General features: G+C 62.5%; 26 protein-coding genes and 1 tRNA gene. 13 read left to right on the plus strand and 14 right to left on the minus strand.

Annotation, left to right across the window (positions count from 1 at the left end; genetic code table 11):
* The first annotated feature begins 26 nt into the window (after positions 1-26).
* The 7 genes from fdnG (at position 27) to AC3B5Q_RS02315 (ending at position 9,216) form a co-directional block, all read left to right on the plus strand.
* Positions 27-3,095, plus strand: a complete 3,069-nt coding sequence (fdnG, locus tag AC3B5Q_RS02285) for a formate dehydrogenase-N subunit alpha (RefSeq protein ID WP_143514742.1) — start codon at positions 27-29, stop codon at positions 3,093-3,095.
* Positions 3,095-4,045: a formate dehydrogenase subunit beta gene (gene fdxH / locus AC3B5Q_RS02290; RefSeq protein ID WP_021783903.1), complete on the plus strand. Its 951-nt coding sequence runs from the start codon at positions 3,095-3,097 to the stop codon at positions 4,043-4,045. Before fdnG ends, fdxH begins: the two co-directional genes overlap by 1 nt.
* Positions 4,042-4,698 carry a formate dehydrogenase subunit gamma gene (locus tag AC3B5Q_RS02295; protein WP_021783904.1) on the plus strand — a complete coding sequence of 219 codons (657 nt, stop codon included), beginning with the start codon at positions 4,042-4,044 and terminating at the stop codon, positions 4,696-4,698. Before fdxH ends, AC3B5Q_RS02295 begins: the two co-directional genes overlap by 4 nt.
* 4 nt (positions 4,699-4,702) lie before the next feature.
* On the plus strand, positions 4,703-5,629 hold the full coding sequence (gene fdhE / locus AC3B5Q_RS02300; RefSeq protein ID WP_021783905.1) for a formate dehydrogenase accessory protein FdhE: 927 nt from the start codon (positions 4,703-4,705) through the stop codon (positions 5,627-5,629).
* 138 nt (positions 5,630-5,767) lie between these two features.
* The gene (gene selA, locus AC3B5Q_RS02305; protein WP_021783906.1) at positions 5,768-7,195 is read left to right on the plus strand and encodes an L-seryl-tRNA(Sec) selenium transferase; all 1,428 of its coding nucleotides are present in this window, start codon (positions 5,768-5,770) and stop codon (positions 7,193-7,195) included.
* Positions 7,192-9,114 carry a selenocysteine-specific translation elongation factor gene (selB, locus tag AC3B5Q_RS02310; protein ID WP_103470216.1) on the plus strand — a complete coding sequence of 641 codons (1,923 nt, stop codon included), beginning with the start codon at positions 7,192-7,194 and terminating at the stop codon, positions 9,112-9,114. Before selA ends, selB begins: the two co-directional genes overlap by 4 nt.
* 6 nt (positions 9,115-9,120) lie before the next feature.
* Positions 9,121-9,216 (plus strand) — tRNA-Sec (locus AC3B5Q_RS02315).
* An 83-nt stretch (positions 9,217-9,299) separates the two neighbouring features.
* Here AC3B5Q_RS02315 and AC3B5Q_RS02320 read toward each other — a convergent pair.
* Both AC3B5Q_RS02320 and AC3B5Q_RS02325 read right to left on the minus strand, forming a co-directional pair.
* A complete protein-coding gene (locus tag AC3B5Q_RS02320) occupies positions 9,300-10,298 on the minus strand; it encodes an asparaginase (RefSeq protein WP_181004815.1) in 999 nt (332 codons plus the stop codon).
* A gap of 63 nt (positions 10,299-10,361) precedes the next feature.
* Complete coding sequence (locus AC3B5Q_RS02325) at positions 10,362-11,804, minus strand: alanine/glycine:cation symporter family protein (protein ID WP_021783909.1); 1,443 nt, start codon at positions 11,802-11,804, stop codon at positions 10,362-10,364.
* Positions 11,805-11,982: 178 nt separating this feature from the next.
* Between AC3B5Q_RS02325 and AC3B5Q_RS02330 the strand changes: the two genes are divergently transcribed.
* Positions 11,983-12,792 carry a helix-turn-helix domain-containing protein gene (locus AC3B5Q_RS02330; RefSeq protein WP_021783910.1) on the plus strand — a complete coding sequence of 270 codons (810 nt, stop codon included), beginning with the start codon at positions 11,983-11,985 and terminating at the stop codon, positions 12,790-12,792.
* Positions 12,793-12,803: 11 nt separating this feature from the next.
* On the opposite strand, the gene AC3B5Q_RS02335 is transcribed toward AC3B5Q_RS02330, so the two are convergent.
* The 3 genes from AC3B5Q_RS02335 to AC3B5Q_RS02345 are packed head-to-tail and all read right to left on the minus strand — an operon-like array spanning position 12,804 to position 15,507.
* Positions 12,804-13,649: an alpha/beta hydrolase gene (locus AC3B5Q_RS02335; RefSeq protein ID WP_488392807.1), complete on the minus strand. Its 846-nt coding sequence runs from the start codon at positions 13,647-13,649 to the stop codon at positions 12,804-12,806.
* Between the two features lie 8 nt (positions 13,650-13,657).
* On the minus strand, positions 13,658-14,449 hold the full coding sequence (locus tag AC3B5Q_RS02340) for a TSUP family transporter (protein WP_021783912.1): 792 nt from the start codon (positions 14,447-14,449) through the stop codon (positions 13,658-13,660).
* A 17-nt stretch (positions 14,450-14,466) separates the two neighbouring features.
* Positions 14,467-15,507, minus strand: a complete 1,041-nt coding sequence (locus AC3B5Q_RS02345; protein WP_488392808.1) for a hypothetical protein — start codon at positions 15,505-15,507, stop codon at positions 14,467-14,469.
* A gap of 261 nt (positions 15,508-15,768) precedes the next feature.
* Here AC3B5Q_RS02345 and AC3B5Q_RS02350 point away from each other — a divergent pair, with 261 nt between their 5' ends.
* The gene (locus AC3B5Q_RS02350) at positions 15,769-16,653 is read left to right on the plus strand and encodes a sugar nucleotide-binding protein (protein ID WP_021783916.1); all 885 of its coding nucleotides are present in this window, start codon (positions 15,769-15,771) and stop codon (positions 16,651-16,653) included.
* Positions 16,646-17,578, plus strand: a complete 933-nt coding sequence (locus tag AC3B5Q_RS02355) for an NAD-dependent epimerase/dehydratase family protein (RefSeq protein ID WP_021783917.1) — start codon at positions 16,646-16,648, stop codon at positions 17,576-17,578. The genes AC3B5Q_RS02350 and AC3B5Q_RS02355 overlap by 8 nt, the downstream gene beginning before the upstream one ends.
* A gap of 30 nt (positions 17,579-17,608) precedes the next feature.
* Here AC3B5Q_RS02355 and AC3B5Q_RS02360 read toward each other — a convergent pair whose 3' ends face one another.
* Positions 17,609-18,052, minus strand: coding sequence for a winged helix-turn-helix transcriptional regulator (locus tag AC3B5Q_RS02360; protein ID WP_103443409.1), 444 nt, complete (start codon positions 18,050-18,052; stop codon positions 17,609-17,611).
* Positions 18,053-18,154: 102 nt separating this feature from the next.
* Between AC3B5Q_RS02360 and AC3B5Q_RS02365 the strand changes: the two genes are divergently transcribed.
* Positions 18,155-19,360 (plus strand): MFS transporter, encoded by a 1,206-nt coding sequence (locus tag AC3B5Q_RS02365; protein ID WP_392525710.1) that lies wholly within the window; start codon positions 18,155-18,157, stop codon positions 19,358-19,360.
* On the opposite strand, the gene AC3B5Q_RS02370 is transcribed toward AC3B5Q_RS02365, so the two are convergent.
* The 5 genes from AC3B5Q_RS02370 to AC3B5Q_RS02390 form a co-directional block, all read right to left on the minus strand.
* Positions 19,348-20,031, minus strand: coding sequence for an OmpW/AlkL family protein (locus AC3B5Q_RS02370; protein WP_021783920.1), 684 nt, complete (start codon positions 20,029-20,031; stop codon positions 19,348-19,350). The genes AC3B5Q_RS02365 and AC3B5Q_RS02370 overlap by 13 nt on opposite strands.
* 109 nt (positions 20,032-20,140) lie before the next feature.
* Complete coding sequence (locus AC3B5Q_RS02375; RefSeq protein WP_028697796.1) at positions 20,141-20,653, minus strand: DUF3299 domain-containing protein; 513 nt, start codon at positions 20,651-20,653, stop codon at positions 20,141-20,143.
* A gap of 126 nt (positions 20,654-20,779) precedes the next feature.
* Positions 20,780-22,045: an ABC transporter permease gene (locus tag AC3B5Q_RS02380; RefSeq protein WP_021783922.1), complete on the minus strand. Its 1,266-nt coding sequence runs from the start codon at positions 22,043-22,045 to the stop codon at positions 20,780-20,782.
* Positions 22,045-22,755, minus strand: coding sequence for an ABC transporter ATP-binding protein (locus AC3B5Q_RS02385; RefSeq protein WP_103470215.1), 711 nt, complete (start codon positions 22,753-22,755; stop codon positions 22,045-22,047). Before AC3B5Q_RS02385 ends, AC3B5Q_RS02380 begins: the two co-directional genes overlap by 1 nt.
* Positions 22,756-23,331 (minus strand): DUF2796 domain-containing protein, encoded by a 576-nt coding sequence (locus AC3B5Q_RS02390; RefSeq protein ID WP_103463372.1) that lies wholly within the window; start codon positions 23,329-23,331, stop codon positions 22,756-22,758.
* Between the two features lie 129 nt (positions 23,332-23,460).
* Here AC3B5Q_RS02390 and AC3B5Q_RS02395 point away from each other — a divergent pair, with 129 nt between their 5' ends.
* Positions 23,461-23,805 carry a hypothetical protein gene (locus AC3B5Q_RS02395; RefSeq protein ID WP_021783925.1) on the plus strand — a complete coding sequence of 115 codons (345 nt, stop codon included), beginning with the start codon at positions 23,461-23,463 and terminating at the stop codon, positions 23,803-23,805.
* 150 nt (positions 23,806-23,955) lie between these two features.
* On the opposite strand, the gene trxA is transcribed toward AC3B5Q_RS02395, so the two are convergent.
* Genes trxA through AC3B5Q_RS02410 form a run of 3 tightly spaced genes read right to left on the minus strand, consistent with a single transcriptional unit; the run spans position 23,956 to position 25,966 of the window.
* Positions 23,956-24,828: a thioredoxin gene (gene trxA, locus AC3B5Q_RS02400; RefSeq protein ID WP_103463371.1), complete on the minus strand. Its 873-nt coding sequence runs from the start codon at positions 24,826-24,828 to the stop codon at positions 23,956-23,958.
* Between the two features lie 31 nt (positions 24,829-24,859).
* A complete protein-coding gene (locus AC3B5Q_RS02405) occupies positions 24,860-25,519 on the minus strand; it encodes a class I SAM-dependent methyltransferase (RefSeq protein ID WP_021783927.1) in 660 nt (219 codons plus the stop codon).
* Positions 25,520-25,966 (minus strand): YbaY family lipoprotein, encoded by a 447-nt coding sequence (locus AC3B5Q_RS02410; protein ID WP_021783928.1) that lies wholly within the window; start codon positions 25,964-25,966, stop codon positions 25,520-25,522.
* A 106-nt stretch (positions 25,967-26,072) separates the two neighbouring features.
* Here AC3B5Q_RS02410 and nrdR point away from each other — a divergent pair, with 106 nt between their 5' ends.
* Positions 26,073-26,537, plus strand: a complete 465-nt coding sequence (nrdR, locus tag AC3B5Q_RS02415; RefSeq protein WP_003255402.1) for a transcriptional regulator NrdR — start codon at positions 26,073-26,075, stop codon at positions 26,535-26,537.
* The last annotated feature ends 2 nt before the right edge of the window (positions 26,538-26,539 follow it).

Below are 26,539 nucleotides of genomic sequence, written 5' to 3' on the forward strand. Positions count from 1 at the left end.
GTCCACCACCTGATCAGGAGTGCACGATGGACCTGAACCGTCGGCAGTTCTTCAAGGTCGCCGCCGTCGGCCTTGGAGGCTCGAGCCTTGCAGCGTTGGGCATGGCCCCGACGCCGGCATTCGCCGAGCAGGTGCGTCACTTCAAGCTGGCGCATACCAAAGAAACCCGTAACACCTGCCCCTACTGTTCGGTCGGCTGCGGCCTGATCATGTACAGCCAGGGTGATGCGGGAAAAAACGTCAAACAGAACATCATTCATATCGAAGGGGACGCCGACCACCCGGTCAACCGGGGCACCCTCTGCCCGAAAGGCGCCGGCCTGCTGGACTTTATCCACAGCTCGAGCCGCCTGCAGTACCCCGAGGTTCGCAAGCCGGGCAGCAAAGAATGGGTGCGGGTCAGCTGGGACGAGGCGCTCGACCGCGTCGCCGACCTGATGAAGCAGGACCGCGATGCCAACTTCATCGAAAAGAACGCCCAAGGACAAACAGTCAACCGCTGGCTCTCCACCGGTTTTCTTGCCGCTTCCGCCGCTTCCAGCGAGGCTGGCTACCTGACCCACAAGGTCATCCGCGCAACAGGCATGCTGGGGTTCGATAACCAGGCACGTGTCTGACATGGCCCGACGGTGGCAAGTCTTGCCCCGACGTACGGCCGTGGCGCCATGACCAACCACTGGTCCGATATCGCCAACGCGAATCTGGTCCTGGTGATGGGTGGCAACGCAGCAGAAGCGCACCCGTGCGGCTTCAAGTGGGTGACCGAGGCCAAGGCGCACAACAAGGCGCGGCTGATTGTGGTCGACCCGCGGTTTACCCGTACCGCTTCGGTGGCGGATTACTATGCACCGATCCGTACTGGTACCGACATCGCCTTCATGGGCGGGCTGATCAACTATCTGCTTAGCACAGACAAGATCCAGCACGAGTACGTGCGCAACTACACTGACGTGTCGTTCATCGTCAAAGAGAACTACGGCTTCGAGGACGGGTTGTTCAGCGGCTACGACGAGGCCAAGCGTGTGTACGCCGACAAGTCCGGCTGGGGTTACGAGCTGGGCGAGGACGGCTATGCCAAGGTCGACCCGACACTGCAGCACCCTCGCTGCGTGTTCCAGCTGATGAAACAGCATTACAGCCGCTATACCCCGGAACTGGCGAGCATGACCTGTGGCATGCCACAGGACGCCATGATGAAGGTCTGGGAAGAGATCGCCTCCTGCTCGGTACCGGGCAAGACCATGACGATCCTCTATGCGCTCGGCTGGACGCAGCATTCGATCGGCGCGCAGATCATTCGTAGCGCGGCCATGGTTCAGTTGCTGCTGGGCAACGTCGGCATGCCGGGTGGAGGGGTCAACGCGTTGCGTGGACACTCCAACATCCAGGGCCTGACCGACCTCGGCCTGTTGTCCAACTTGCTGCCGGGTTACCTGACCTTACCCGGCGATGCCGAGCAGGATTACGCCGCCTACATCGACAAACGCGCCTCCAAGCCACTGCGCCCGGGCCAGCTGTCGTACTGGCAGAACTACGGCAAGTTCCACGTCAGCCTGATGAAAGCCTGGTACGGGGCCAACGCCACGGTAGAAAACAACTGGGGCTACGAGTGGCTACCCAAGCTCGACGTGCCGGGCTACGACGTGCTGCGCATGTTCGAGATGATGGACCAGGGCAAGGTCAACGGCTATATGTGCCAAGGTTTCAATCCGATTGCAGCGCTGCCGGACAAGAACCGTGTCACTGCGGCGCTGAGTAAGCTCAAGTGGCTGGTGGTCATGGACCCGCTAGCTACCGAGACATCGGAGTTCTGGCGCAATGCCGGGCCGTTCAACGACGTCGACACGGCCAATATCCAGACCGAAGTGATCCGCTTGCCCACTACCTGCTTCGCCGAGGAAGACGGGTCGCTGGTCAACAGCAGCCGTTGGCTGCAATGGCACTGGAAGGGCGCAGACGGCCCGGGCGAGACCCGTACCGACGTGCACATCATGAGCGAGTTGTTCCTGCGCCTGCGCCAACGCTACCAGGCCGAGGGCGGCACCTATCCCGACCCGATAATGAACATCAGCTGGCCGTACAAGATACCTGAGGAGCCATCCCCGGAGGAGTTGGCCAAGGAGATGAACGGCTGGGCGGTGGCCGATGTCACCGACCCGACTGGCGCGGTGATCAAGGCGGGCCAGCAACTGGCGGGCTTCGGCCAGCTCAAGGACGATGGCAGCACCGCGTCTGGCTGCTGGATCTTCGCCGGCTGCTGGACCGAACAGGGCAACCAGATGGCTCGCCGCGACAACAGCGACCCGTATGGCATGCACCAGGTACAGAACTGGGCCTGGGCCTGGCCGGCCAACCGCCGCATCCTCTACAACCGTGCGTCCAGCGACCCGCAAGGCAAGCCTTGGGACCCGGAGAAAAAGCGCCTGGTGTGGTGGAGCGGCAAGGCCTGGACCGGCACCGACGTACCGGACTTCAAGGTCGACTCGCCGCCCGAGGCTGGGATGAATCCGTTCATCATGAACCCTGAAGGCGTGGCGCGTTTCTTTGCCATCGACAAGATGGCCGAAGGCCCGTTCCCCGAGCACTATGAGCCATTCGAAACACCGATCGGCATCAACCCGCTGCACCCGCAGAACAAGAAGGCCACCAGCAACCCGGCCGGGCGCATCTTCGATTCCGTGTGGGACACCCTTGGCACGCACGACGAGTTCCCCTATGCGGCGACCACCTACCGGCTGACCGAGCACTTCCACTTCTGGAGCAAGCATTGCCGGCTCAACGCCATTGCCCAGCCCGAGCAGTTCGTCGAGATCGGCGAGGTGCTGGCCAACGAGAAAGGCATCAAGGCCGGCGACCGGGTACGGGTGTCGAGCAAGCGTGGGCATATCGATGCGGTGGCGGTGGTGACCAAGCGGATTCGCCCGCTGCAGGTCAACAATCAGACCGTGCACCAGATCGGCATCCCGCTGCACTGGGGCTTCACCGGCGTTACCCGGCATGGCTACCTGACCAATACCTTGGTGCCGTTCCTCGGTGATGGCAACACGCAGACGCCAGAGTCCAAGTCGTTCCTCGTCAAAGTGGAGAAACTCTGATGGCCAGCCAAGACATCATCGCCCGCTCGGCCACCACTACCGTTCCGCCCTCGGTGCGTCAGCAGCAGGAAGTCGCCAAGCTGATTGACACTACCAAGTGCATCGGTTGCAAGGCCTGCCAGGTGGCGTGCTCGGAGTGGAATGAACTGCGTGACGAGGTTGGCCACAACCACGGCACCTACGACAACCCCCAGGACCTCACGGCCGAGACCTGGACCCTGATGCGCTTTACCGAGCATGAGCGCGACGACGGCAACCTGGAGTGGCTGATCCGCAAGGATGGCTGCATGCACTGTGCCGACCCAGGTTGCCTGAAGGCCTGCCCAAGCCCTGGTGCGATCATCAAACACGCCAACGGTATCGTCGACTTCAACCAGGACCACTGCATCGGCTGCGGCTACTGCATCACCGGCTGTCCGTTCAACATCCCGCGCATCTCGCAGAAAGACCACAAGGCGTACAAGTGCACCCTGTGTTCCGATCGCGTGAGCGTGGGGCTGGAGCCGGCGTGCGTGAAAACCTGCCCGACCGGTGCGATCGTGTTCGGCAGCAAGGACGAGATGAAAGTGCATGCGGCCGAGCGCATCGTCGATCTGAAATCGCGGGGCTACGACAACGCCGGGTTGTACGACCCGGACGGCGTCGGTGGCACCCACGTGATGTACGTGCTGCACCATGCCGACACGCCGAAGCTGTATGCCGGCCTGCCGGACCAGCCAGTGATCAGCCCGTTGGTGGGGTTGTGGAAGGGCTTCACCAAGCCGCTGGCGCTGTTGGCCATGGGCGCGGCGGTGCTGGCGGGGTTCTTCCACTATGTGCGGATCGGCCCTCAGCGTGTCGAGGAGGATGAGCACCCGACACCGCCGGACGAAAGCGTGCATCAAGTGGACCCGTCGGTCCATGTCTATGATCCGAAGCAGCCCGGTGGGCAAGGGGAGCAGCGGCCATGAACGACAACAAACCCATACTGCGCTACAACGCCAACGAGCGTAGCAACCACTGGGTGGTGGCGATCCTGTTCATCCTGGCTGGGCTGTCGGGGCTTGCGCTGTTCCATCCGGCGCTATTCTGGCTCAGCAACCTGTTCGGCGGCGGGCCGTGGACGCGCATTCTGCATCCCTTCCTCGGGGTAGCGATGTTCGTGTTCTTCCTCGGCCTGGTATTGCGCTTCTGGCGGGCCAACTTCATCACCGCCAACGACCGCCTGTGGCTGCGCCGCGTGGACCGGGTAATGCGCAACGAGGAGGAGGGTGTGCCGCCGGTCGGCAAGTACAATGCCGGGCAGAAGCTGCTGTTCTGGACCCTGCTGGTGTGCATGCTGGTGCTGCTGGTCAGTGGCGTGGTGATCTGGCGGGCATACTTCAGCCATTGGTTTGGCATCGATGCCATTCGCTTGTCTGCGCTGCTGCATGCGCTGGCGGCCTTCGTGCTGATTCTCAGCATCATCGTGCACATCTACGCCGGCATCTGGATCAAGGGCTCGATCAGCGCCATGCTGCATGGCTGGGTCAGCCGCGCCTGGGCACGCAAGCATCATGAGTTGTGGTACCGCGAAGTGACCGGCGACAAGACGCCGGGTGATCACGGACGAAAAGAAGGATGAGCGCTTGAGCAGCATACTCGAACCCGGGCAGATCGAAGCGTCGGCTGTCACGCCGCCATTTCTGCACCTGCCTGCCGCCAACCTGTTTGAACTGCGCGCCGCGCGCCTGGAGCATCTGGCTGAAGGCAACGCGCTTGGCGACTACCTGACGCTGATCGCGCGGTTATGCCGCATCCAGCAGCAGCTTGTGGATAACCCGCCCGGCGGTCTGCCGGTGGCCGAGGAACGTCAGCGCCTGTGCATGGATCATGGTTTGCCGCCGCTGGCGGCTGACAGTCTGGTGCGTGAAGGGCCGTGGCTGGTCTGGTTGCAAGCACTGCTTGAGCACCTCAACAGCGAAAGCAGTGGCCCGCTGGGTGAGGCGCTGCAGCTGCTGCGAGGCAGTGATGACCATCAGCGCAAGGGCTGGGGCATTGCTTTGCTGGCAGGCCAGTACGATGGGGTGCCCGCAGCACTGGTGCCCTTCCTCGGGGCCGCGTTGCAGGCAGCCTGGTCCAGCTGGTTGCTGGCGCTGCCCGCACACCAGCTCAAGCCAGCCGGCAGCCTGGCCCAATGCCCGGCTTGCGGTTCGCCGGCGATGGCCGGGGTGGTGCGCAACCGTGGAAAGCACAACGGCTTGCGTTACCTGGCCTGTTCGTTGTGTGCCTGCGAGTGGCATGTTGTGCGAGTCAAGTGCGTGTACTGCGAGTCGAGCAAGGATTTGCGTTACACCAGCCTTGAGGATGACCGCCATGCACCAGGCAAAGCGCCGCTGCGCGCCGAGTGCTGCCCTGGTTGCGACAGCTACCTGAAGCAGAACTACCTGGAGAACGATGCGGCGGCCGAGCCGCTGGCTGACGACCTGGCCAGCCTGGCCTTGGATATACGCCTGGACGGGGAGGGTTTCCATCGCCTGGCGCCCAACCTGATGCTCGCCCCGGGTAGCGGTTGAGGGTCTACACTGAAACACCGACTTGCCTTCGTACCTACAGGTAATTGCGCCAACCTTCAGGATGACGCTGTACTTGTAGGAGCGGGTTCACCGCGAATGGGCCAGCACAGACAACGGATCAGTCCAAGGTAGTACCGCATGTCCAACAGCCTAGCCAGCGACACCCCACGCCTGCCGTCCATCGATAACCTCCTGCGCCACCCGGCTTGTCTCCCGCTGATCGACCGCCACGGTCGCGACGCCGTGCTGACTACCCTGCGCCAGTTGCTCGACGACCTGCGCCAGCCCGCCCGTAATGGCGAACTCGGCAGCGCCGAACTGGCCCCGGAAATCCTCCTTGGCCGCAGCGCAGAACGCCTCGCCCTCCAGCAACGCAGTCAGGTCCGCCGCGTGTTCAATCTCACCGGGACCGTGCTGCATACCAACCTGGGCCGTGCCTTGCTACCGGAAGAAGCCATCGAGGCCATGCAGACCGCCGCTCGTTATCCGCTCAACCTGGAATTCGACCTGGCCACCGGCAAACGTGGCGACCGTGATGACCTGATCGAGGGCTTGATCCGCGAGCTGACCGGCGCCGAAGCCGTCACCGTGGTCAACAACAATGCCGCCGCCGTGCTGCTAGCGCTCAACAGCCTGGGCGCACGCAAGGAAGGCATCATCTCTCGCGGCGAGCTGATCGAGATCGGTGGTGCCTTCCGGATTCCCGACATCATGGCCCGTGCCGGCGTCAAGCTGCACGAGGTCGGCACCACCAACCGTACTCACGCCCGCGACTACGAGGCCGCCATCGGCCCGCGCACTGGCCTGCTGATGCGGGTGCATTGCAGCAACTACAGCATCCAGGGCTTCACCACCCAGGTGCCTACTGCCGAGCTGGCACGTATCGCCCACCAACATGAATTGCCGCTGCTTGAAGACCTGGGCAGCGGCAGCCTGCTCGACCTTACCCGCTGGGGCCTGCCCGCCGAACCCACGGTACGCCAGGCCCTGGCCGATGGTGCCGATATCGTCACCTTCAGTGGCGACAAACTGCTGGGTGGTCCGCAAGCCGGGATCATCGTCGGCCGCAAGGACTTGATCACCAGGATCAAGAAAAATCCGCTCAAGCGTGCGTTGCGCGTCGACAAGATCACCCTTGCTGCACTCGAAGCGGTGCTGGCGCTGTACCGCAACCCCGATCGCCTGGCCGAGCGCCTGCCCAGCCTGCGCCTGCTGACTCGCAACCAGGCCGAGATCCAGGCCCAGGCCGAGCGCCTGGCGCCTGAACTCAAGGCGCGCCTCGGTGAGCAATGGGCCATCAGTGTAGAGCCTGCGTTGGGCATGATCGGCAGTGGCAGCCAGCCGGTTGCGCGCTTGCCCAGTGCGGCGCTGTGCCTGCGCCCGCAAGTGTCGAAGAAGCTGCGTGGACGCAGCCTGCATGTACTGGAACGAGCCCTGCGCGACCTGCCGGTGCCGGTGCTGGGCCGCATTGACGACGATGCCCTGTGGCTGGACCTGCGCCAACTGGATGACGAAGCCCAGTGGTTGGCCCAGTTGCCAGCCCTGCAACTGGGGCCAGTGCAGTGATCGTTGGAACTGCAGGCCACATCGACCACGGCAAGACCGCACTGCTACAGGCGCTAACCGGCCAAGCCGGCGACCAGCGGCAGGAGGAGCGTTCCCGTGGCATGACCATCGACCTTGGTTACCGCTATGCGGCGCTGAGCGAAGGCGCGCCGCTGACCGGCTTCATCGATGTGCCGGGCCACGAGCGTTTTATCCACAACATGCTGGCCGGCGCCCATGGCATCGACCTGGTGCTGTTGGTAGTGGCTGCCGACGACGGGGTCATGCCGCAGACCCGTGAGCACCTGGCGATCATCGAGCTGCTGGGCATTCCCCAGGCCTTGGTGGCGATCAGCAAATGCGACCGGGTCGAGCCGTCGCGCCTGGCCGAGGTGCAGATGCAAGTCAGTGAACTGCTGGCGCCTGGGGCGTATGCCGGTGCGCGGCAGTTTCCGCTGTCGAGCATCAGCGGGGAGGGCGTGGAAGCGTTGCGCCAGGCCCTGCTGGAGGCCGAAGCAGGTACGCGGCAACGCAGTGTGCACGGTGGTTTTCGCCTGGCCGTCGACCGTGCCTTTGCGGTTACCGGCGCGGGTGTGGTGGTCACCGGCACGGCACTGGCCGGGCGGGTCAGTGCAGGTGATACGTTGCTGCTGGGCAAGGCCGGCAAGGTGGTGCGCGTGCGTGGCCTGCATGCGCAGAACCAGGCCGCGTTGGTGGCAGAAGCAGGCCAACGGGTGGCGCTGAACATCGCTGCCGAACGCCTGGCTGTGGAGCAGGTGCGCCGGGGCGACTGGCTGGTGCCCGAATGGTTGCATGCGCCCAGTGTTCGGGTGGATATCGAGTTGCACCTGTTACCTGACGAGACGCGTACTTTCGAACATTTCAGCGCCGTGCATGTGCACCTCGGCACCCAGGATGTCACGGCCCGGGTTGCCTTGCTCGAAGGCGAAAGCCTGGCTGCCGGCCAACGCATGTTTGCCCAGTTGCTGCTCAACGCGCCGTTGCAGGCTGTGCACGGAGACCGCCTGGTGCTGCGCGATCAGCGCGCTCAGCGCACATTGGGCGGCGGCAAGGTGCTCGACCCGTTCGCACCAAGCCGCCAACGCCGCAGCGATGCCCGTCTGCAGCAGTTGCAGGTACTGCGCGATGCAGCGGATCTGGAGCAGGCGCTGCCAGCACTGCTCGCCAGTGCACCGGGCGGTATTAGTCCGCAGCGACTCGAGCGGCAGTTCAACCGCCTGCGGGAAACCTGGCAGTTACCGGACGATGTGCGGGTGGTGGCCACCCGGCAGGGCCAACTGTTGTTCGCCAATGCCCAATGGCTGGCGCTCAAGCAGCAGGTTCTGGAACAGTTGGCGCGCTTTCACGAGCAAGAGCCCGACCAGCTCGGCCCTGACCGGGATCGCTTGCGGCGCTTTGTAGCCTTGCCCCTGGAGCGGCCGGCATTCGTCAGCCTGCTGGATGAGCTGCTCGACGACAGCGCCATCGCCAGCAGCGGGCCATGGCTGCATCTGCCCGATCACAAGGTGCAGTTGAGCGAAGCCGACAGTGCATTGTGGGCGCGTCTGCAGCCGAAGCTGATCGCAGGGCAATATGACCCACCCTGGGTCAGGACACTGGCGAGTGAGGAGAACCGTGCCGAAGCCGATGTGCGCCTGTTACTGCGCAAGTTGGCGCGGCTGGGCCTGGTGCATCAGGTAGTGCGCGACCTGTTCTACCCTGAGGCGACGCTACAGCGCATGGCAGCGTTGATGTTGGAGCAGGCCAGCGAAACGACGATAGTGCAGGTTTCCGCGTTTCGCGATATGTTGGGCATCGGTCGCAAGCGCAGTGTGCAGATTCTGGAATACTTCGACCGCATCGGCCTGACCCGGAGGGTGGCCGACCAGCGTCACATCCGCGCCGACAGCGCCCTGGCCCAACAGCAGGCCAGGCACTGAGTTCAAGGAAGGCAATCGCGCCCGGTGGCGCGGCCGGGCTTCAAACCCGGTTGGGGACGGCAGCCGTTCCCGGGCAGGTTCGACTCCCGCTGCCTTCCGCCATTTTTCACGCTTTAGGGCCTCTTCGCGGGCGAACCCGCTCCTACACAGGAAACCCTATCGTCGTAGGCCCTCAAGGGCGCTGATCAAGCCCGCTCCCCACACAGATCCAGGGCAAACCAGCGCTCTGCTGCGTCGGCATCCAACCCAGCGCCCAGCAGTGCCACCATCTTGCCCAGTGCCGCTTCACGGGTCATGCCACCGCCACTGACCAGCCCGGCCCCGCGCAAGCGGTTGCCCGCTGCATAGGTGTCGAACACCACTGAGCCTTCCGGGCACTGGCTGATAGCCGCCAGCATCACGCCGCGCTGGCGCGCTGCGCTCAGCACATTCAGCAGCGCCTGGTCATCCGACGGCCCGGTACCGCTGCCGTAGCACTCCAGCAGCAAACCCTGCACACCACTGTCGATCAAAGCCTGCAAATGCCCGGCCTGCAGCCCCGGGAAAACCGGCACGACCGCCAGGTTGACCGGTTTGCGCGGCTGCTTGTAGCCCAGCTCGGCAGGGATCGTATCGGCCCGCTCAGCGTCACGATGGCGCGGCAGCGCAGCAAAGGCATCGAACGCTTCGCTGCGCAGCTTCGACGCCCGACAGCCATGCAGCAGTTGACCGTGGAAGTACAGCTGCACGCCCTCTTCCAGGCCTTGTTCGAACTGGCGCAATGCGCCGCACAGGTTGTCCCAGGCATCGCTGTCCGGGGCACCTGCCGGCAACATCGAGCCGGTCAGCAACACCGGTACGGGCAAGCCAAGCAACAGGAACGACAACGCTGCAGCGCTGTAGGCCATGCTGTCGGTACCGTGCAGCACCAGCACGCCATCGTGGCCCGCTACATCCACCGCCTCGACGATGGCATCGCGCATCGCCAGCCAGTTGTGCTGTTGCATGTTGGCGCTGTCGAGCAACGGGTCCAGCTCTTGCAGCGTCCATTGCACCCGCGGTGCATTGGCCATCAGGGCAAAGTGTTCACGCATCCGCGCTTCAAAACCACCGCCCGGTGCCAGGCCTTCGGGGGTTTCGAGCATGCCGATGGTGCCACCGGTATAGAGAACGAGAAGATTCTTTACTGCGCGCATGGAAAGCATCCGTAGCGGTGAGCGGAGAAAGAAAAGCCGCCCGCGGAAGGGGCGGCTGGGCAGGGGAGGATATCAGCGCTGCGGCTGAACTTGGCCGACTGCTTTGTCAGTGGCTGTTTCCACCTGAGGATTGGCAGGCCAGGCATTGCGGTCCAGGTCCAGGTCGGCAAACTTGGACGAGTCGAACACAGGCTGCTTTACACCGGCCTTGCGCTGGTCGTCGTAGTCGCGCATGACTCGCAGGCCGACCTTGAACAGCAGAGCCAGGGCCACCAGGTTGACGAAGGCCAGGCAGGTCATGGTGATGTCGGCGAAGGCGAACACGGTCGACAGGTCTTGCATCGAACCCCACACGACCAGTGCCAGTACCAGGCCACGGAACACCATCAACACTACGCGGTTACGGCTGAGGAACTGCAGGCTGTTCTCGCCGAGGTAGTAGTTGTAGAGGATGCAGGTGAAGACGAACAGCGACAGCGCCACGCTGACGAACACGCGACCCCAGTCACCGACTACGGCGGCCAGCGAGTTCTGGGTCAGGACAATGCCGTCGCCCTCGAAGCCCGGGGTGTAGAAGCCTGAAAGCAGGATCAGCAGTGCGGTGCAGGTGCAGATCAGGAAGGTGTCGAGGAACACGCTGAAGGCCTGGACCACGCCCTGCGCGCCCGGGTGTTTCACGGCAGCCACGGCAGCGACGTTCGGCGCACTGCCCAGGCCTGCTTCGTTGGCGAAGACGCCACGCTTCACACCCATGACGATGGCGCTGCCGAGCAGGCCGCCGAAAGCAGGGTCGAGGCCGAAGGCGCTCTTGAAGATGGTTTCCAGCATGGCTGGCACGTGTTCGATCTGGGTGCCGATCACGTACAGGGTTACGCCGATGTAGGCCAGGGTCTTGACGGGTACCAGCAGGTCCGACACCGCCGCGATGCGCTTGATACCGCCGATGAAGGTGATGGCCAGCAGCACGGCCAGGACAATACCGCTGTGGCTTGGGTCGAAGGCAAAGGCGTTCTGCAGCGAGTGGGTCATGGTGTACGACTGCAGACCGATGAAGGCGAAGCCGTAGGTGACCAGCAGCAAGAGCGAAAACACGATGGCCATGCTCTTGCGTTTCAGCCCGTGCTGGATGTAGTAGGCCGGGCCGCCACGGTACAGGCCGTCGCCATCAGCGCGCTTGTAAACCTGGGCCAGGGTGCATTCGAAGAAGCTGCTGGACATGCCCACCAGTGCGGTGACCCACATCCAGAACACGGCGCCTGGGCCGCCCAGGGTCACTGCGATACCGACACCGGCGATGTTGCCGGCACCCACGCGGCCGGCCAGGCTCAGCATCAGGGCCTGGAAGGAACTCAGCTGGCCTGCCTGGCCACGCAGCGATTCCTTGAACACGCTGAACATATGGGTGAAGTGGCGGAACTGGACGAACCGGGAGCGGATGGTGAAGTAGCTACCCAGCCCTACGATCAGCACGATGAGGAGTTTCCCCGAAAGGAAATCGTTGATTACTTCGAGCATTGGAAAATGACCTCGATTCTTATTCTTCGTGTGGAAAGACCAGCGGACGGCAGGCGCACCGCTATTCGTTGGGGCGCATGGTTGGCTATGACAAGACTGGTTACAATTTCGCGGATTGCTCTGACTTGATGCGACTTGATGCTACAATGGCGTCATTCGCGTCACCTGGATTCCGCATATGAGCGATCACTTCGCTACCAACCTCAAACTCGCCTGCAGCCACTACCGCTCTATTTCAGAAGTTTGCCGCCAGCTCTCGATCAACCGCGCGCAGTTCAACAAGTACCTGAGCGGGCAAAGCCGTCCGACGGCTTTCAACCTGAAGCGCATTGGCGACTTCTTCGGTGTCGAGGATTACGAACTGAACCTGCCCGCCGAGCAGTTCGCCCGTCTGATCGGTGCGCGGGTATCGACCCTGGCCGAGCAGCCCAGTGACCCGATCAGCGAGTTGTTTCGCCCGTTGCACGAACATGCGGGCAATCTGTCGCGCTATTGCGGTTACTACTTCGAGTATTCCAACTGCATGTCGGTACCGGGCACGATCCTCGTGTCGCTGGTGCACCTGTGGGAAGAGCGCGGCCGTTTTCTGTTCGAGCGCCAGGAACGGCAGGAACGCTCCAGTGCTACCGATCAGCATGCCGAGGTACGCTGTCGCTACCTGGGGGCGGCGTTCCAGTTGCAGGACCGGATGTTCCTGATCGACTACGAGTCGCTGACGTTCAACGAGATGAGCCAGACCATCCTCATCCCCAGCTTCAAAAGCCGCATCACCCGGTTGAATGGCCTGAAGGCCGGCGTATCCAGCGGCGACCGGCGCAACCCTGCCTGTACCCGGGTGGTATGGGAATACCTGGGCGAGGAGATCAATCGCATCAATGCGTATCGGCAGGTGAAACTGTACCGGCCGGATGATCCACGCATAGACGACGATGTGCGTAAGCGGTTGAGTGTGGCGCCGTTGCGCGATGGTCTGTTCGAGATCGAGTAATGCTCAACGCCTTAAGCATTGTCGAGGATGAACGCTGCTACTGCGTCCGCAACCTGGTCCGCTATCGCGGGAGCCCTGCGCAAATGTGCCGCGATGCCATGGTCGCAGTCGGTAAGAAACAGGCATTGCAAGCGCGATGCTGAAACTGCTCGCATCAAGGCGAGGGTAACTTCTTCAGGAATCGGGCTATAGCGTTCAGTGCCGGCAATCCACAGGTTGCCAGCGCTGGTGCCAGGGCCTTTGCCGAATCTCTGGGAGTTGAGCCCGTCGTACTCGCCGATCACCATCAATACTCTTCCACGAAACTGGTTGAGGAAGGTGTAGCTATCGCTCTCCAGAAAACCGAAAGGCTTGTTGATGGCAGCAGTGAATGCTGGGCCGAACGGCGCCTGGTAGGCGTGGTCTGGATAAACTGCTGGGCAGATCAATACGATGTTGTCCACTTGTGGCAACTGTGCTGCAAGCTTGAGCGTAATTGCCGCGCCAAGGCTGTGGCCTATGAGCGTTCGGCATCGAGGCGCGATATGCGCGTGGAAACGCTGTGCTTCATCAAGGTTCGTAGCCAGTGACGGTGACAATGCGCCTGGCTCGCTGGCGAGGCTATGGCCTGACAGATTGCCAGTGAGTGAACCAATGCCTGCGGCTTGCAGGCGATAAAGCAGGGGGTTGAGCCGGGTAAAGTCGGAACGCGCGCCCCCCAAAACAAATGCTGGAGCTGCGCGCTCGATATCAGGTACCAGCAATCGCGCCTGTTGCTGGTAGTTTCCAAACACTTCATTGATGAACAGCTCTTTGCCTGGGGCGGGCTCATCAAACTGCCACTTCACGCGCTGCGGGGAAGCCTTTTGAATGTGCATGGTGCTCTCTAGAAGAACTGGTTGAGCCATTCGCCGAGCGGGTTGCCCGTATCGAGCAGCAGTTTGAGTGCCATGATGCAGCAGACGCTGACCAGCAGCGGTTTTATGAGGCGTGAGCCGAAGCGTACTGCGCAGCGTGCCCCCAATTGCGCGCCCAGAAAGGCGGCGAGCGCCATTGCCAGCGCCAGCGGCCAGATGATCGCCCCGCTGAGAGAGAAGACTGACAATGCGCCCAGGTTACAGGCTGCGTTCAAAAGCTTGCTGGTGCATACGGCTTGAATGAGGTGCTGGCCCAAGAGGACCACGCAAGCCAGCATGAAGAACGAGCCGACTCCAGGGCCGAAGATGCCGTCATAAAAGCCAATGATTGGTGCAGCCGTCACGCAGAATAGGCTAGTCGATACCTTTGCCTTGCGCGCTTGTTCATTCGGCTTTGGACTGAAGGCAAAGTAGGCGGCGATCAGGATCAGCAGTGGTGGGACGCACGCCTGTAAAACGCTTTTAGGGACGTAAGTTATCGACAAGGCTCCCAACGCCCCACCGATGAACGACATGACAGCCATGGGACTGCCACGTCTCCAGTCGATCATGCCTTTGCGGGCGAAGGCGCACGTAGCCGAAACCGTAGCCGAAGCTGCCTGGAACTTGTTAGTGGCAATAGCTGCCAAGGGTTCTACACCGGCAATAAACAGCACCGGGAGCGTGATAAGGCCACCGCCGCCGGCGATAGCATCAAAAAAGCCGGCCATCAGTGCGACCAGTGCGAGTAGCAGAACAAACGTCAAGTCGATTTCGATCATGGGGTATTTTCCTGTGCTCAACCACGGACCAGCAGCGGGTCTTCAGCGAGCACCAACGGTACGGCGAAGGGGGAGTATCCGAATTGACGGATAAGCAGGCGCCGGTTGTCCTGGACCTTGTCGCGGCCGTGCAAGGCTCGGCTGTTGTTGATCAACAAAGCGCTGTCAGGTTGCAGGGCAAACGTCAGCGGTTGTGCAGTGCTCAGTGCTTTTTGAAAGGCGTTGAACGCGCGCGCCGCAGCGTTGCAGGCACGTTCATTCAGACTGAAGCGATAGCTGTTGTATCGAACAGAGAAACCACCATTGGGCTCGAACTGCAGCATTGAAACTGCTTTGCCAGCATTGCCCTGTCCCTGAGCGAAGCAGTCACTGCGTGTGAAGTCGAAAGACTTTGAAGTCAGCGCAAGTGTGTCCAGGTTACTCAAGCGTTCGATGATTTCCCGGAGTGGGAAGACATTCGTAGGTTCATTGGCGGGGTTCCAGCGCGCAGTGAGAATCAGTGCTGAGGGAGCAGGGGAGTGAGCGTTGCTGGCGTTTGTTGAGCAGTTGTAAGGTGCTTCAGTGTGTGGCCCCAAGCGCAAGCCCGCATGCGAGCTGGTTTCAACCTCCAGGCAGGGATCTTCGTCGGGTCGCGGGACGCGGCCACCGCCCTTGAAGTTGCCGACCAGGCGGACCTGTTTGCCATCGTTGTCGATATCGAAGGCGAAACTGCGGTGGCGTACGAGTTCCAGCAGCAGTTGATTGCGCGAGGCAAGGTATTGGCAGCGAGGGCTTTGCGCCAGGGCGGTAATGTCGGGTAGGTATTCCGGTACTGGCTCGTTGGCACAGTGCATCTGCCTGTACATCAAGGCAGATAGATGGCCTTCACTGAAGCGCCGGAGGAGCGCACGCTGTTCTTCACTCAAGGCTTTTTCGAGTTGATCGGCGAATATACGAGCCTGAAGTGCTACTCCTTTAGCCTCCGGTCCACCCAAACCAGCAAGGGTTTGGCTTGCAAAGGCTATGGCCTGGCTTTGCTCTGGGTAGAAATCCAGGTAGGCAGCTTCGGAATGAGGCATTGAACGTTCCTTGTCGTTTTTATGTGAAACTCCCTGGCCGGCAAGTGGGGAGTCGACTATTCAATGCAGTTATGCCGATACGTGGAAGTCAGCCCATTCCTCGTATGTCGTAGGAGATTTCTGCCTGTGGCGGTATTGAACGGTGAAACTGTGGAATCGCTCCCGCCTGCGGCATCCAACGGGGCCGGTGTTGGACTTCCCGGGCAGGAAACCGCAAAATAACCCCTTTACTTCATCAACCTCTCCGGATCTGCTGACTCTATGCGTATGCGCCTAATGCTGTTGGGTGGTGGCAATGCCCTCGGGCAAGCGCTGATTCGTCTTGGGGCCGAGGAGGACATCGCATTCCTGGCACCGCGCCCGCCCGAGAACGGCTGGGCGCCCTCAAGCCTCACTCAGCTGCTCGATGACCATCGCCCCGACGCGCTGGTCAACCTGGCCTATTACTTCGACTGGTTCCAGGCCGAGTCGGTCAGCGAGCAGCGCCTGGCCCAACAGGAGCGGGCGGTGGAGCGGTTGGCAGAGCTGTGCCAGCACCATCAGATCACCTTGGTGCAGCCATCCAGCTACCGTGTGTTCGATGGTGCGCGAGCAACGGCCTATAGCGAAAAGGACGAGCCAGTGCCGCTGGGCTTGCGTGGCCAGGCCCTTTGGCGCATCGAGCAGAGCGTGCGCGCGGCGTGCCCGCAGCATGTGCTGCTGCGCTTTGGCTGGTTGCTGGACGAGAGTATCGATGGCGCGTTGGGACGCTTCCTGACCCGTGCCGAGCAGCCACAGGAGCTGCTGCTGGCCGATGATCGACGTGGCAATCCGACGCCGGTCGATGATGCCGCCCGAGTGATCCTGTCGGTGCTCAAGCAACTCGATTGCAATGCGCCGCTGTGGGGCACCTACCATTACGCTGGCAATGAGGCGACCACGCCGCTGGCGCTGGGCCAGGCGATCCTCGCTGAAGCCGGTCAATACCGCCAGCTGGCCGTACAGGCCCCCACGCCGCAGGCCCATGCCGCGCGCCCGGATGCCAGCGAAGAACCACAGCACGCGGTACTGGCCTGCAAGAAAATCCTTCATACCTTCGGTATCAAGCCGCGTGCCTGGCGCGCTGGCCTGCCACCTCTACTGGACCGGTTCTACCGCCATGGCTGACGCCCCCATCCTGATCACCGGCGGTGCCGGCTTCATTGGCTCCCACCTGTGCGATGCGTTGTTGGGCAAAGGCTACGCCGTACGCATTCTCGACGACTTCTCCACCGGCCGGCGAAGCAACCTGCAGGTCGACCACCCACGGCTGGAACTGATCGAAGGTGATGTTGCCGATGCCGGGCTGGTCACTCAGGCTGCGGCTGGCTGCCGTGCTGTGGTGCATCTGGCAGCGGTAGCGTCGGTTCAGGCCTCGGTCGAAGACCCGGTGCGTACCCACCAGAGTAACTTCATCGGTACCCTCAACGTTTGCGAAGCCATGCGCGTGCATGGCCTGCGCCGGGTGCTGTTCGCCTCCAGCGCAGCGGTGTACGGCAACAATGGTGAAGGGGAGTCGATTTCCGAAGACACGCCCAAGGCGCCGTTGACCCCTTATGCCGTGGACAAGCTGGCCAGTGAGCAGTATCTGGACTTCTACCGCCGCCAGCATGGCCTGGAGCCGGTGGTGTTTCGCTTCTTCAATATCTTCGGGCCACGGCAGGACCCTTCCTCGCCGTATTCCGGAGTGATCAGCATCTTCTGCGAGCGTGCTGTGCAGGGCTTGCCGATTACAGTGTTCGGTGACGGCGAGCAGACCCGGGACTTCCTTTACGTGGGCGACCTGGTGCAGGTGATGGTGCAGGCACTGGAGCAGCCGCAGGTCGAGGAGGGGGCGGTGAACATCGGGCTGAACCAGGCGACCTCACTGAACCAGTTGCTGGCTGCGCTGGAGAAGGTTGTGGGGAGCTTGCCAGCGATCAGCTATGCGGCGGCGCGATCGGGTGATATCCGCCATTCGCGAGCGGATAACCAGCGGTTGTTGGCGCGGTTCGAGTTTGCGCAGGTGACGCCGATGGTTGAAGGCCTGGCAAAGCTTCTCGGTAAAGGCTGAACCCCTCGGGCCTGCGCCGCGGCCCTGAAATCACCCATGCCGCACCCTTCTGCGCTGGCAATCTTCGGGATGTAAGGCCCGCCCATCCTGGCTGCGGACCTGCAATATTTGAAGCGCTTGCCCCGTCACGCCGTCCACCAGCTCCGAACGCGTTTCACCCGCCTCGAACAGAAACCGCTCCCCCCACTGCCTCAAACCAACCACCACTGGAAAGACCGACTGCCCTTTGTCGGTCAGCACGTACTCTTTGTAGGCACTGCCATCCGACGCCGGCTGTGTCATCAGCAACCCACTTTCCACCAACAGCTTTAGCCGCGAGGTGAGGATGTTCTTCGCCAGCCCCAGGTTCTTCTGAAATTCACTGAAACGCCGTAGGCCGTCAAAGGCATCGCGCAGGATCATCAGCGCCCAACGGTCACCCAGCACCTCCAGAGCCCGGGCCACGGGGCACTGCGCATTGTTTTCATCGAGCATGGGGCACGCCTGTCTTGATTATCTGGTTGCAGATTAAAACCACATTTGTTAAATAGCCAGCGGGTGGTTTCAAATTGAAACCAGATTACAGAGGCTTGCCCGATGACACCTTCGCTGACACGCTGGATAACCCTGTTGCTTGCCACCACCAGTGCGATGGCTGTGGCGACGGTGTACTTCGCTCAACCGCTGCTTGAGTCGATGGCTGCTGAGTTGGGGGTGGCGCAGCAGCAGATTGGCTGGGTAGTCGGCGCGACCCAGGCGGGCTACGCCCTGGGGCTGCTACTGATTGTGCCGCTCGGAGACTTGGTCGACCGTAAACGTCTGTTGCTTGGCCAGTTACTGTTCTCGGCGCTTGCGCTGGTCGGCGTTGGCACGGCGCCGAACTGGGCAATATTGCTGCTGGCGCTGGCTATCACCGGGTTGATGGCCGTCATGGTGCAGGTGATGGTGGCTCATGCCGCGAGCCTGGCCTCACCTGGCCAGCAAGGGCAGGCGGTAGGCACTGTCACCAGTGGTGTGGTGCTGGGTATCCTGCTGGCACGGCTGGCTTCGGGCGGGCTTGCCGACCTGGCCGGTTGGCGAAGTGTGTACCTGGTCGCCGCAGGGCTGTTGATGTTGCTGGCGCTGGTGCTGTGGCGCAGTCTGCCCGGCGGGCAGCCGATGGGAAGCCGGCCAGGTTACCGGGCGCTGATCGTGGCCCAGTTCAGCTTGTATCGGCACGACAGGTTGCTGCGCCAGTGCGGCGTGTTCGGTGTGTTGATCTTCGCCGCATTCAGCGTGCTGTGGAGTGCCATGGTCATGCCGCTAAGCGCTGCGCCGTGGGCGCTGAGCCATACCGAGATCGGCCTGTTTGGCCTGGCAGGTGTGGCGGGTACGCTGGCGGCTTCGCATGCCGGTCGTCTGGCCGACCATGGGCGGGGTGAGCGTTCGACCGGGGTGTCGTTGGCCCTGCTGACGCTGTCGTGGCTGCCAACAGCATTCGTCGAGCATTCACTGCTGGCCTTCGTGCTGGGTGTGCTGATGCTGGACTTTGCCGTGCAGGCAGTACATGTCACCAACCAGAGCCTGTTGCTGGCCGGGCGTGGTGCGATGGCTAGCCGTTTGATCGGCGCCTACATGTGTTGCTATTCGCTGGGCAGCGGTTTGGGGGCGGTGTTGGCGAGCTGGGTGTTTGCACACTGGGGCTGGGTTGCCGTGTGTGGGCTTGGCATGGGCATCAGTGCGGTCGCACTGTGCTACTGGCTATGGCTGCAACGCGCGAGGGCGGCCGAGGCCGCCCTGCAATGTTCAGGTCAGAACTTGTAGCCAAGGCCGACCATATATACCCACGGGTCGACGTCAACGTCGACCTTGGTCTTGCTGTAGCCAAGGGCGGTCGGGCCGTTGACGCTGGCCTTGGTATCGATGTCGACGTACCAGACCGAGGCGTTTACCAGCAGGTTGTCGGTCAGCATGTAGTCCATGCCCAGTTGGCCGGCGATACCTACCGAATCCTGCAGCTTGAGGTTGCTGAAGCCTTGTTGCTTGCGTGCGCTGCTCAAGTCTTCGTCAAAGAACAGGGTGTAGTTGATACCGACGCCAGCGTACGGCTGGAAGCGCGAATTCGGCTCCATTGGGTAGTACTGCAGCGACAGCGTCGGCGGCAGTTGCTTGATGTCCGCCAGCTTGCCGTCCAGCCCGCCGCCCAGACCTTTTACGGCGACGGTGTGCTTGAACGGGGTAGCTGCCAGCAGCTCCAGGCCGATGTGGTCGGTGAGCATGTAGGCAAAGGTCAGGCCCAACTGGGTATCGCTGTCCAGGGTCGCCTTGGTGCCCGACACCTTGTTACCGTCGAACTTGAGGTCGCCGCTGCTCTCGTTCGGGGCGGTGGTGATGGCGCCTGCGCGCAGGATCATGTCCCCCGCCTGATAGGCGTGGGCGGCAGGGGCGGCGAGCGCAAGGGCCACAAGCGAGGCACCCAGCAAGGACTTGTTCATGGAAGCTCCCAAAGGACGTTATTAATCGAGTAGTCCAATGGTACGGAGCTGGTTGAGCGGAAAGTTTGACCCAGCTCAACGAAGCGTCTTCACGAATTCGAAACAGTTCTCATCTCAGCTCATAAGCGTAGATTTTCTCGGCTTCCATCTGGTAACCGGCGTCGGCCAGCTCGCTGCTGGAAGCTCTAACCTGCATCTTTCCCTCGATCCAGTAGGGCTGGTAGAGGTCTTCGACGCGCACGCCCATCTCGCTGAAGATATGCACGATCTGGTTCGGCGGTGGCGGCGGCACGTGGATGCACGCACCGTAGTAAGGGACCAGAAGGAATTCGGTGGTGCGGCCTTCTTCGCTGACCTCCAGTGGCACGATGTAGCCGGGCAGCTTGACCTGTTGGCCGTCGAGGCTTTTTACCACTGGCGCATCGGGCGCCTGCTGGCGCGCGGGTGGGGCGGATTCGGCAGACAGGGCGTTGCTGAGCTGTGACATATCGTGCAGCGGGGTGAGTTGCGGCGGGATGACCGGTGCACCTTCAGGGATCAGTGCTGGCCAGTCCAGCTCCTTGGGTTCGGCGGCCCATAGAGGCATCGCTACCAGCAACAGCAGGGCCAGCAGCATTTGCATTGCCGGCCTCTTCGCGGGCGTGCCCGCCCCCACAGGTACTGCCCAAGGTCCGAAGCCTGCGGGGCTTGCTGTGGGAGCGGGCGAGCCCGCGAAGCAGGCGGTGAGGTGTTTGATCATTACGCGCACTCAGAGGTGGATGGACAGGCCGTCGGCCAGCGACTGCCGGTAGGCCCGCCACGCCGGCACGCTGCCCATCAGCAACGCCGCCCCCAGGATGATAGCCAGCAAGGTCCATTCATGAGCACTCGGCAGAGCCAGTGGCAAATACAAACCATAGTTGGCCTGCACATACCCCTGTGCCAGGGCGATACCCGCATATAGCAAGCCAAGCCCGGCCACGATCCCGACCGACGCCAGTGACAGTGCTTCCATTACCAGCAACCCTGCAATATGCCAAGGCCGGGCCCCGACCGAGCGCAAGATCGCCATTTCCCGGCGGCGTTCGTTGAGGCTGGTGAGAATCGCCGTGAGCATGCCGATCAAACCGGTCAGCACCACGAACAGTGACACCACGAACAATGCCTGCTCTGCAGTGCCCATCAGGCTCCACAGCTCCTGCAGGGCTACCCCAGGCAGGATCGCCAGCAATGGCTCGCTGCGGTATTCGTTGATTTCCCGCTGCAGACTGAAGGTTGCGATCTTGCTGTTCAGGCCAAGCATGAATGCAGTGATGGCAGCAGGTTGCAGGTCCATCGTACGGGCCTGCTCGGCGCTGATGCGCCCGGCGCCACGGGCGGGTACGCCGTTGTGCCAGTCGATATGGATCGCCTCCATGCCGCCCAGGCTGATATGCAAGGTGCGGTCGACAGGTGTGCCGGTGCGCTTGAGTATGCCGACCACGGTAAACGGCTTGTCGTCGTGCTTGACCAGACTGATTGCGGCCACACCGTGGGCCAGCACCAGCCTGTCACCCAGCTTGTAGTGCAATGCCTCGGCCACTTCTGCGCCGAGCACCACCTCGAAGGGGTCGTTGGCAAACTCACGCCCCTGGCTCAGTTCCAGATGCTGGCGGCGGCCGTACTGATAATGGCTGAAGTAATCTGTGGTGGTACCCATCACTCTGTAGCCACGGTGCGAATCGCCCAGCGAGATCGGGATTGCCCACTTCACCCGTGGGTCCTGCGCATAGTGCTGAAAGCTGTCCCAGCGGATGTTATTGGTCGCGTTGCCAATGCGGAACACCGAATACAGCAGCAGGTTCACCGAGCCAGAGCGTGCACCGACGATCAGGTCGGTGCCGCTGATGGTGCTGGCGAAGCTGGCACGGGCTTCGGTACGGACACGCTCTACAGCCAGCAGCAGGCACACCGACAGGGCAATGGCGAAGGCGGTCAGAAACGCGGTGAAGCGGCGGTTGGCCAGGCTGGCCAAGGCAAGGCGGAGCAGGTACATCAGGCCTCCCGGGGCTTGGCGGCACGGTTCAGTTCAGCAAGCGACAGGTGGCGGTCGAACAGCGCTGCCAGGCTCTGGTCGTGGCTGACGAACAGCAGGCTGGCGCCGGCGGCGCGGCACTCATCGAACAGCAGGCGGATGAACGCTTCGCGGGTGTCTGCATCCAGAGCCGAGGTCGGTTCGTCGGCAATCACCAGCTCAGGCTGGCCGATCAGTGCGCGGGCGGCTGCGACCCGCTGCTGCTGGCCGATCGACAGGCTGTCGGCGCGGCGGGCAAGCATGGCAGGGTCGCCCAGGCCCAGGTGGGTCAGCAGCGTGCTGGCCGCCTGGTCAACACTGCCATGGCGCTGCTCGGCGCGTGCCTTGCGGCTGCGCGAGAAGCGGCAGGGCAGCTCGACGTTTTCACGTACCGAGAGGAACGGCAGCAGGTTGAACTGCTGGAAGATGTACCCTGTGTGATCGACCCGAAAGCGGTCGCGGGCGCCCTGGCTCAGGCTGCCGAGATCCTGGCCGAGCAACTGGATGCGGCCCTGGGCCGGCACGTTCACCCCGCCCAGCAGGCCCAGCAAGGTCGTCTTGCCACTGCCGCTAGGGCCTTTGAGAAACAGTGCTTCACCAGCGTCCAGGCGCAATGCCGGAATATCCAGCAGCGGCGGGTGGCCTGGCCAGGCGAACACCAGGTCATGCAGATCGATCAACGGCTGGTTCATTCAGAAGGCGACCGCTGCCTTGGCCGGCGTGGTTTCCACGCCTTTCTGGCCATTGGGGCCGATCAGTTGCACGTTGATTTTCTGGGTGGCGGGGAAGGCCTTGAACAGCGGCGCCAGGTCCAGTTGGGTCAGTTTGTCGGGGTTGGCGCACGTCAGCTGATAGTGGGCGCCGATGTCGCTGTGCTGATGGCCGTGTTCGTGTTCGTCACTCTCGTCATCGGCTTTGGAGGCGTCACCGAAGAGAGGGCTTTCCAGTGCCTGCTGGTCTTCTTTGCAGTTTGCGGCGCCAGAAAGACCGAACAGCTTCAGTGGTTGTTCAAGTTGCTGACGCACGGCGGCGACTTTGGCCTTGTCGGCATCGCTGCTGGCGGCATGCTCGAAGCCGACCAGGTTCATTGCCGGGCTGTCCAGCTCCAGTTCCAGGGTATTGCCATCGAGTACCGCGTTGAGCTTGGCCACGCCATGCTCGTGGGCGCCGAGCGAGCCGTGGGCGTGGTCATGATCATGGTCATCGTGGGCATGGGCAACGGCCAGTGGCAGCAAGGCGAAGGGCAGGGCGAGCAGCAGGCGACGCATGGACGACTCCAGAGCGGGCTGAAAGATTCGGTTATGTTATAACAACTTTTCTGCGTGCTGCCAGTCTGTGTGGCCAAGTTTCATGTTGCGGTAGCATGGGGACATTGACGTGACCTCAAGGAAAGCATCGTGAGAATTCGTGGACAGATTGGTGACTGGCCGGTGGACCTGACCATCGAGCTGACGCCTGAGGAGTGGGGGCAACTGGGGCGGCAGACCGAGGTGCCGGTGGCAGCCCAGGCGGCTGCGACAGCTGCGGTGGCCGGGCCGCGCCAAAATGACGCTCAGTGGGCTGCGGCGCGTGATGTGTTGCGTCTGGCAGGACAGATGAGCGGGCCGGAATTGCTGGACCGGCTCGAAGGATTGGCCGGGAGTACGGCGGCGGGCAAACGGCTGCTGGTGCGTTTGCGGCACAGCAGTGAGGTCAAGGTGGAGAGTGGCGTGGATGCGCCGGTTTATCACTGGTTAGGGTGAGCGCTGTTTTCGCTGTTGGAGCAAAGCCTGCGCGGTCGCCTGTAGGAGCGGGTTTACCCGCGAACACCGGCGGAGCCGGTGCCATCCACCGCGTTGGCTTCTTCGCGGGCATGCCCGCTCCCACAGGTACAGCGCAGGCTTCAAGGTCACTCAGAACATCGCCGCCGACAGCTTGCGACGATAAACACCAACCAGCGGGTGATCGCCACCCAGCAATTCGAACACCTGCAACAGCGCCTTCTGCGGCAGCCCGTTCTCGTAGCCACGGTTACGCTGGAACAGCTTCAGCAGCCCTTCCAGCGCCGCCTCATACTGCTGGCGCGCCAGTTGCTGAATGCTCAGCTGATAAGCCGCCTCGTCGTCTTGCGGGTTCTGTGCCAGACGGCTTTTAAGGTCAGCCACTTCCGGCAGGCTGGCGGCTTGGCGCAGGAAGGTCAGCTGGGCCTTGGCACCGGCCAGTGCAGCTTTGTGTTCGTCAGTCTTGACCGCATCCAGTACCACTTGCGCTTCGCCCAACTCGCCACGCTCGGCCAGGCAGCGGGCATACAGAATCAGCGCTTCGGCATTGCTGTTGTCCTCACCCAGCAGCGTGTGCAACAGCGCTTCGGTTTCGGCAAAACGGCTTTCGGCATACAGCGCTTTCGCCTGCTCCAGTGGCGAGGCGGTGGGCGCGGCTGGCATTTGTACATGCGGCTCGAGCATGGCGCGGATCGCCGATTCCGGTTGTGCCCCGGCAAAGCCGTCTACCGGCTGGCCGTCCTTGAACAGAACCACTGTCGGCAGGCTACGGATGCCGAACTGGGCAACCACCTGTTGCTCCACGTCGCAGTTGATCTTGGCCAGCAGCAGCTCGCCCTGGTAACCCTCGGCAATCTTTGCCAGCAATGGCATCAGTGCCTTGCAGGGGGCGCACCACTCGGCCCAGAAGTCCACCAGCACCGGTTTGTGGAAGGAGTTCTCGATCACCAGTTGCTGGAAGTTGGTATCGGTGGCGTCGAAAATGTAAGGCGTGTCTTGGGTCATCGCGACTCTCGCAAACTCGTGTATGGCAACACTATAAGGTGTCGCGGCTGGCGTGGTACAGGCTGACCCGGCGGAATTCGTGTGGCTCGGCCAGGTCCGGCAGGGTCAGTGCTTCGAGCACGCCCAATTGCTGGTACAACGGGTGGCGAAAGTCACGTACTCGCGAGTCGGCCACCAGGGCCTGGCGACCGCGGCTCAGGAAGGCATCCAGCAGCGGCAGGTTGGCGCGGTCGTACAGCACATCGGCAACCAAGATCAGGTCGAAGCGGTCTTCCTCGGCAAAGAAATCGCTGCTGTAGCTTAGTGTCACCCCGTTCAGTGCCGCATTCGCACGGCAGGCATCGAGGGCCAGCGGGTCGAGGTCGCAGGCCATCACTTCCAGTGCACCGGCGCGTGCAGCAGCAATGCCGGCGATACCAGAGCCGGCGCCAAAGTCCAGCACGCGCTTGCCCGCCACCCACTCCGGGCGTTCGGCCAGGTAGCGGGCCATTGCCAGCCCACTGGCCCAGCAGAAGCTCCAATAGGGCGGCTCTTCGAGAATGCGCCGGGTTTCTTCGCTGCTGAAGGCGCGATCCATGTTCTGGTCGTCGATCAGCCATAGCTTCAGGTCGCAATCGGGCAGTTCGCTGACGATCAGGCGCGCTTCGCCGATCAGGCCGCTGAGGGCCTGTTGCAGGGCCAGCGGCGCCACTTAAGGCGCCTTCTCGAAACGCAACGGGCCGGTGGCCTGGGTCTGTGCCTGGGTAATGCGCACCGGGGGCAGGTGCATGATCAGCTGGCCGGAGTTGCTGGCGCGGCCACGCAGTTCGACCCGGGCGCCAGGCGGGAAGGCTTCGGGGTTGAAACGCAGGTGGTAGGGCAGTGCCTGGCCAGTACCGGTCAGGTTACTGCTGGCCAGCAGGCGCTGCGGGCGGTCGCGTTCGTCGATGACCAGCAAGGCCAGTTCCACGTCGGCACCCGCCGGGACTTCCAGCAAGGTGCCGCTCAGCTCGCGCTGGTAGGCCGGTAGCGGGCCCAGTACCTCGGCCTTGGCCGAGCGGGCTGGCGTGGGCGCCGGGTTGTCGGTCTTTGGCCTGTCGCTGCCGCAGGCAGCGAGCAGAGCGGCGCAGCACAGCACGACGAGCGCTCGGTAGTGCATGGGGGAGTCCTTCACGGGCATATTTCCCATGGATGTTAACCCCTTTGGCTTGTCTTGCCAGTGCAATGCGCTACCATGGCCCTCCCTTTTTTTGTTGCCTGCCACCATGCACTGTCCCTTTTGCGGTGCCAACGACACCAAGGTCATCGACTCTCGCCTCGTCGCCGAGGGCGAGCAGGTGCGCCGCCGCCGTGAATGCGTGGCCTGCGGCGAGCGTTTCACCACCTTCGAAACCGCCGAGCTGGTGCTGCCCCGGCTGATCAAGCAGGACGGCACACGCCAGCCCTTCGACGAAGAAAAGCTGCGCGCCGGTATGCAACGGGCGCTGGAAAAGCGTCCGGTCAGCGTCGAGCGCCTGGAGGCTGCGTTGGCGCATATCAAGAGTCGGCTGCGTGCCACTGGCGAGCGCGAAGTCAAATCGCTGGTGGTCGGTGAAATGGTCATGGCCGAGCTGCGCAAACTCGATGAAGTGGCCTATATCCGCTTCGCCTCGGTGTACCGGCGCTTCCAGGACCTCGACGAGTTCCGCGAAGAAATCGACCGCCTGGCCCGTGAGCCAGCTAAAGAGTGAAC

Source organism: Pseudomonas sp. D5(2026), from assembly GCF_057766845.1.

Bases quoted from the DNA above. Each gene is read 5' to 3' on its own strand.
- fdxH (WP_021783903.1), top strand. From the start codon at position 3,095: ATGGCCAGCCAAGACATCATCGCCCGCTCGGCCACCACTACCGTTCCG.
- AC3B5Q_RS02295 (WP_021783904.1), top strand. From the start codon at position 4,042: ATGAACGACAACAAACCCATACTGCGCTACAACGCCAACGAGCGTAGC.
- selA (WP_021783906.1), top strand. From the start codon at position 5,768: ATGTCCAACAGCCTAGCCAGCGACACCCCACGCCTGCCGTCCATCGAT.
- AC3B5Q_RS02320 (WP_181004815.1), bottom strand. From the start codon at position 10,298: ATGCTTTCCATGCGCGCAGTAAAGAATCTTCTCGTTCTCTATACCGGT.
- AC3B5Q_RS02325 (WP_021783909.1), bottom strand. From the start codon at position 11,804: ATGCTCGAAGTAATCAACGATTTCCTTTCGGGGAAACTCCTCATCGTG.
- AC3B5Q_RS02330 (WP_021783910.1), top strand. From the start codon at position 11,983: ATGAGCGATCACTTCGCTACCAACCTCAAACTCGCCTGCAGCCACTAC.
- AC3B5Q_RS02335 (WP_488392807.1), bottom strand. From the start codon at position 13,649: ATGCACATTCAAAAGGCTTCCCCGCAGCGCGTGAAGTGGCAGTTTGAT.
- AC3B5Q_RS02340 (WP_021783912.1), bottom strand. From the start codon at position 14,449: ATGATCGAAATCGACTTGACGTTTGTTCTGCTACTCGCACTGGTCGCA.
- AC3B5Q_RS02345 (WP_488392808.1), bottom strand. From the start codon at position 15,507: ATGCCTCATTCCGAAGCTGCCTACCTGGATTTCTACCCAGAGCAAAGC.
- AC3B5Q_RS02350 (WP_021783916.1), top strand. From the start codon at position 15,769: ATGCGTATGCGCCTAATGCTGTTGGGTGGTGGCAATGCCCTCGGGCAA.
- AC3B5Q_RS02355 (WP_021783917.1), top strand. From the start codon at position 16,646: ATGGCTGACGCCCCCATCCTGATCACCGGCGGTGCCGGCTTCATTGGC.
- AC3B5Q_RS02360 (WP_103443409.1), bottom strand. From the start codon at position 18,052: ATGCTCGATGAAAACAATGCGCAGTGCCCCGTGGCCCGGGCTCTGGAG.
- AC3B5Q_RS02365 (WP_392525710.1), top strand. From the start codon at position 18,155: ATGACACCTTCGCTGACACGCTGGATAACCCTGTTGCTTGCCACCACC.
- AC3B5Q_RS02370 (WP_021783920.1), bottom strand. From the start codon at position 20,031: ATGAACAAGTCCTTGCTGGGTGCCTCGCTTGTGGCCCTTGCGCTCGCC.
- AC3B5Q_RS02375 (WP_028697796.1), bottom strand. From the start codon at position 20,653: ATGCAAATGCTGCTGGCCCTGCTGTTGCTGGTAGCGATGCCTCTATGG.
- AC3B5Q_RS02380 (WP_021783922.1), bottom strand. From the start codon at position 22,045: ATGTACCTGCTCCGCCTTGCCTTGGCCAGCCTGGCCAACCGCCGCTTC.
- AC3B5Q_RS02385 (WP_103470215.1), bottom strand. From the start codon at position 22,755: ATGAACCAGCCGTTGATCGATCTGCATGACCTGGTGTTCGCCTGGCCA.
- AC3B5Q_RS02390 (WP_103463372.1), bottom strand. From the start codon at position 23,331: ATGCGTCGCCTGCTGCTCGCCCTGCCCTTCGCCTTGCTGCCACTGGCC.
- trxA (WP_103463371.1), bottom strand. From the start codon at position 24,828: ATGACCCAAGACACGCCTTACATTTTCGACGCCACCGATACCAACTTC.
- AC3B5Q_RS02410 (WP_021783928.1), bottom strand. From the start codon at position 25,966: ATGCACTACCGAGCGCTCGTCGTGCTGTGCTGCGCCGCTCTGCTCGCT.
- nrdR (WP_003255402.1), top strand. From the start codon at position 26,073: ATGCACTGTCCCTTTTGCGGTGCCAACGACACCAAGGTCATCGACTCT.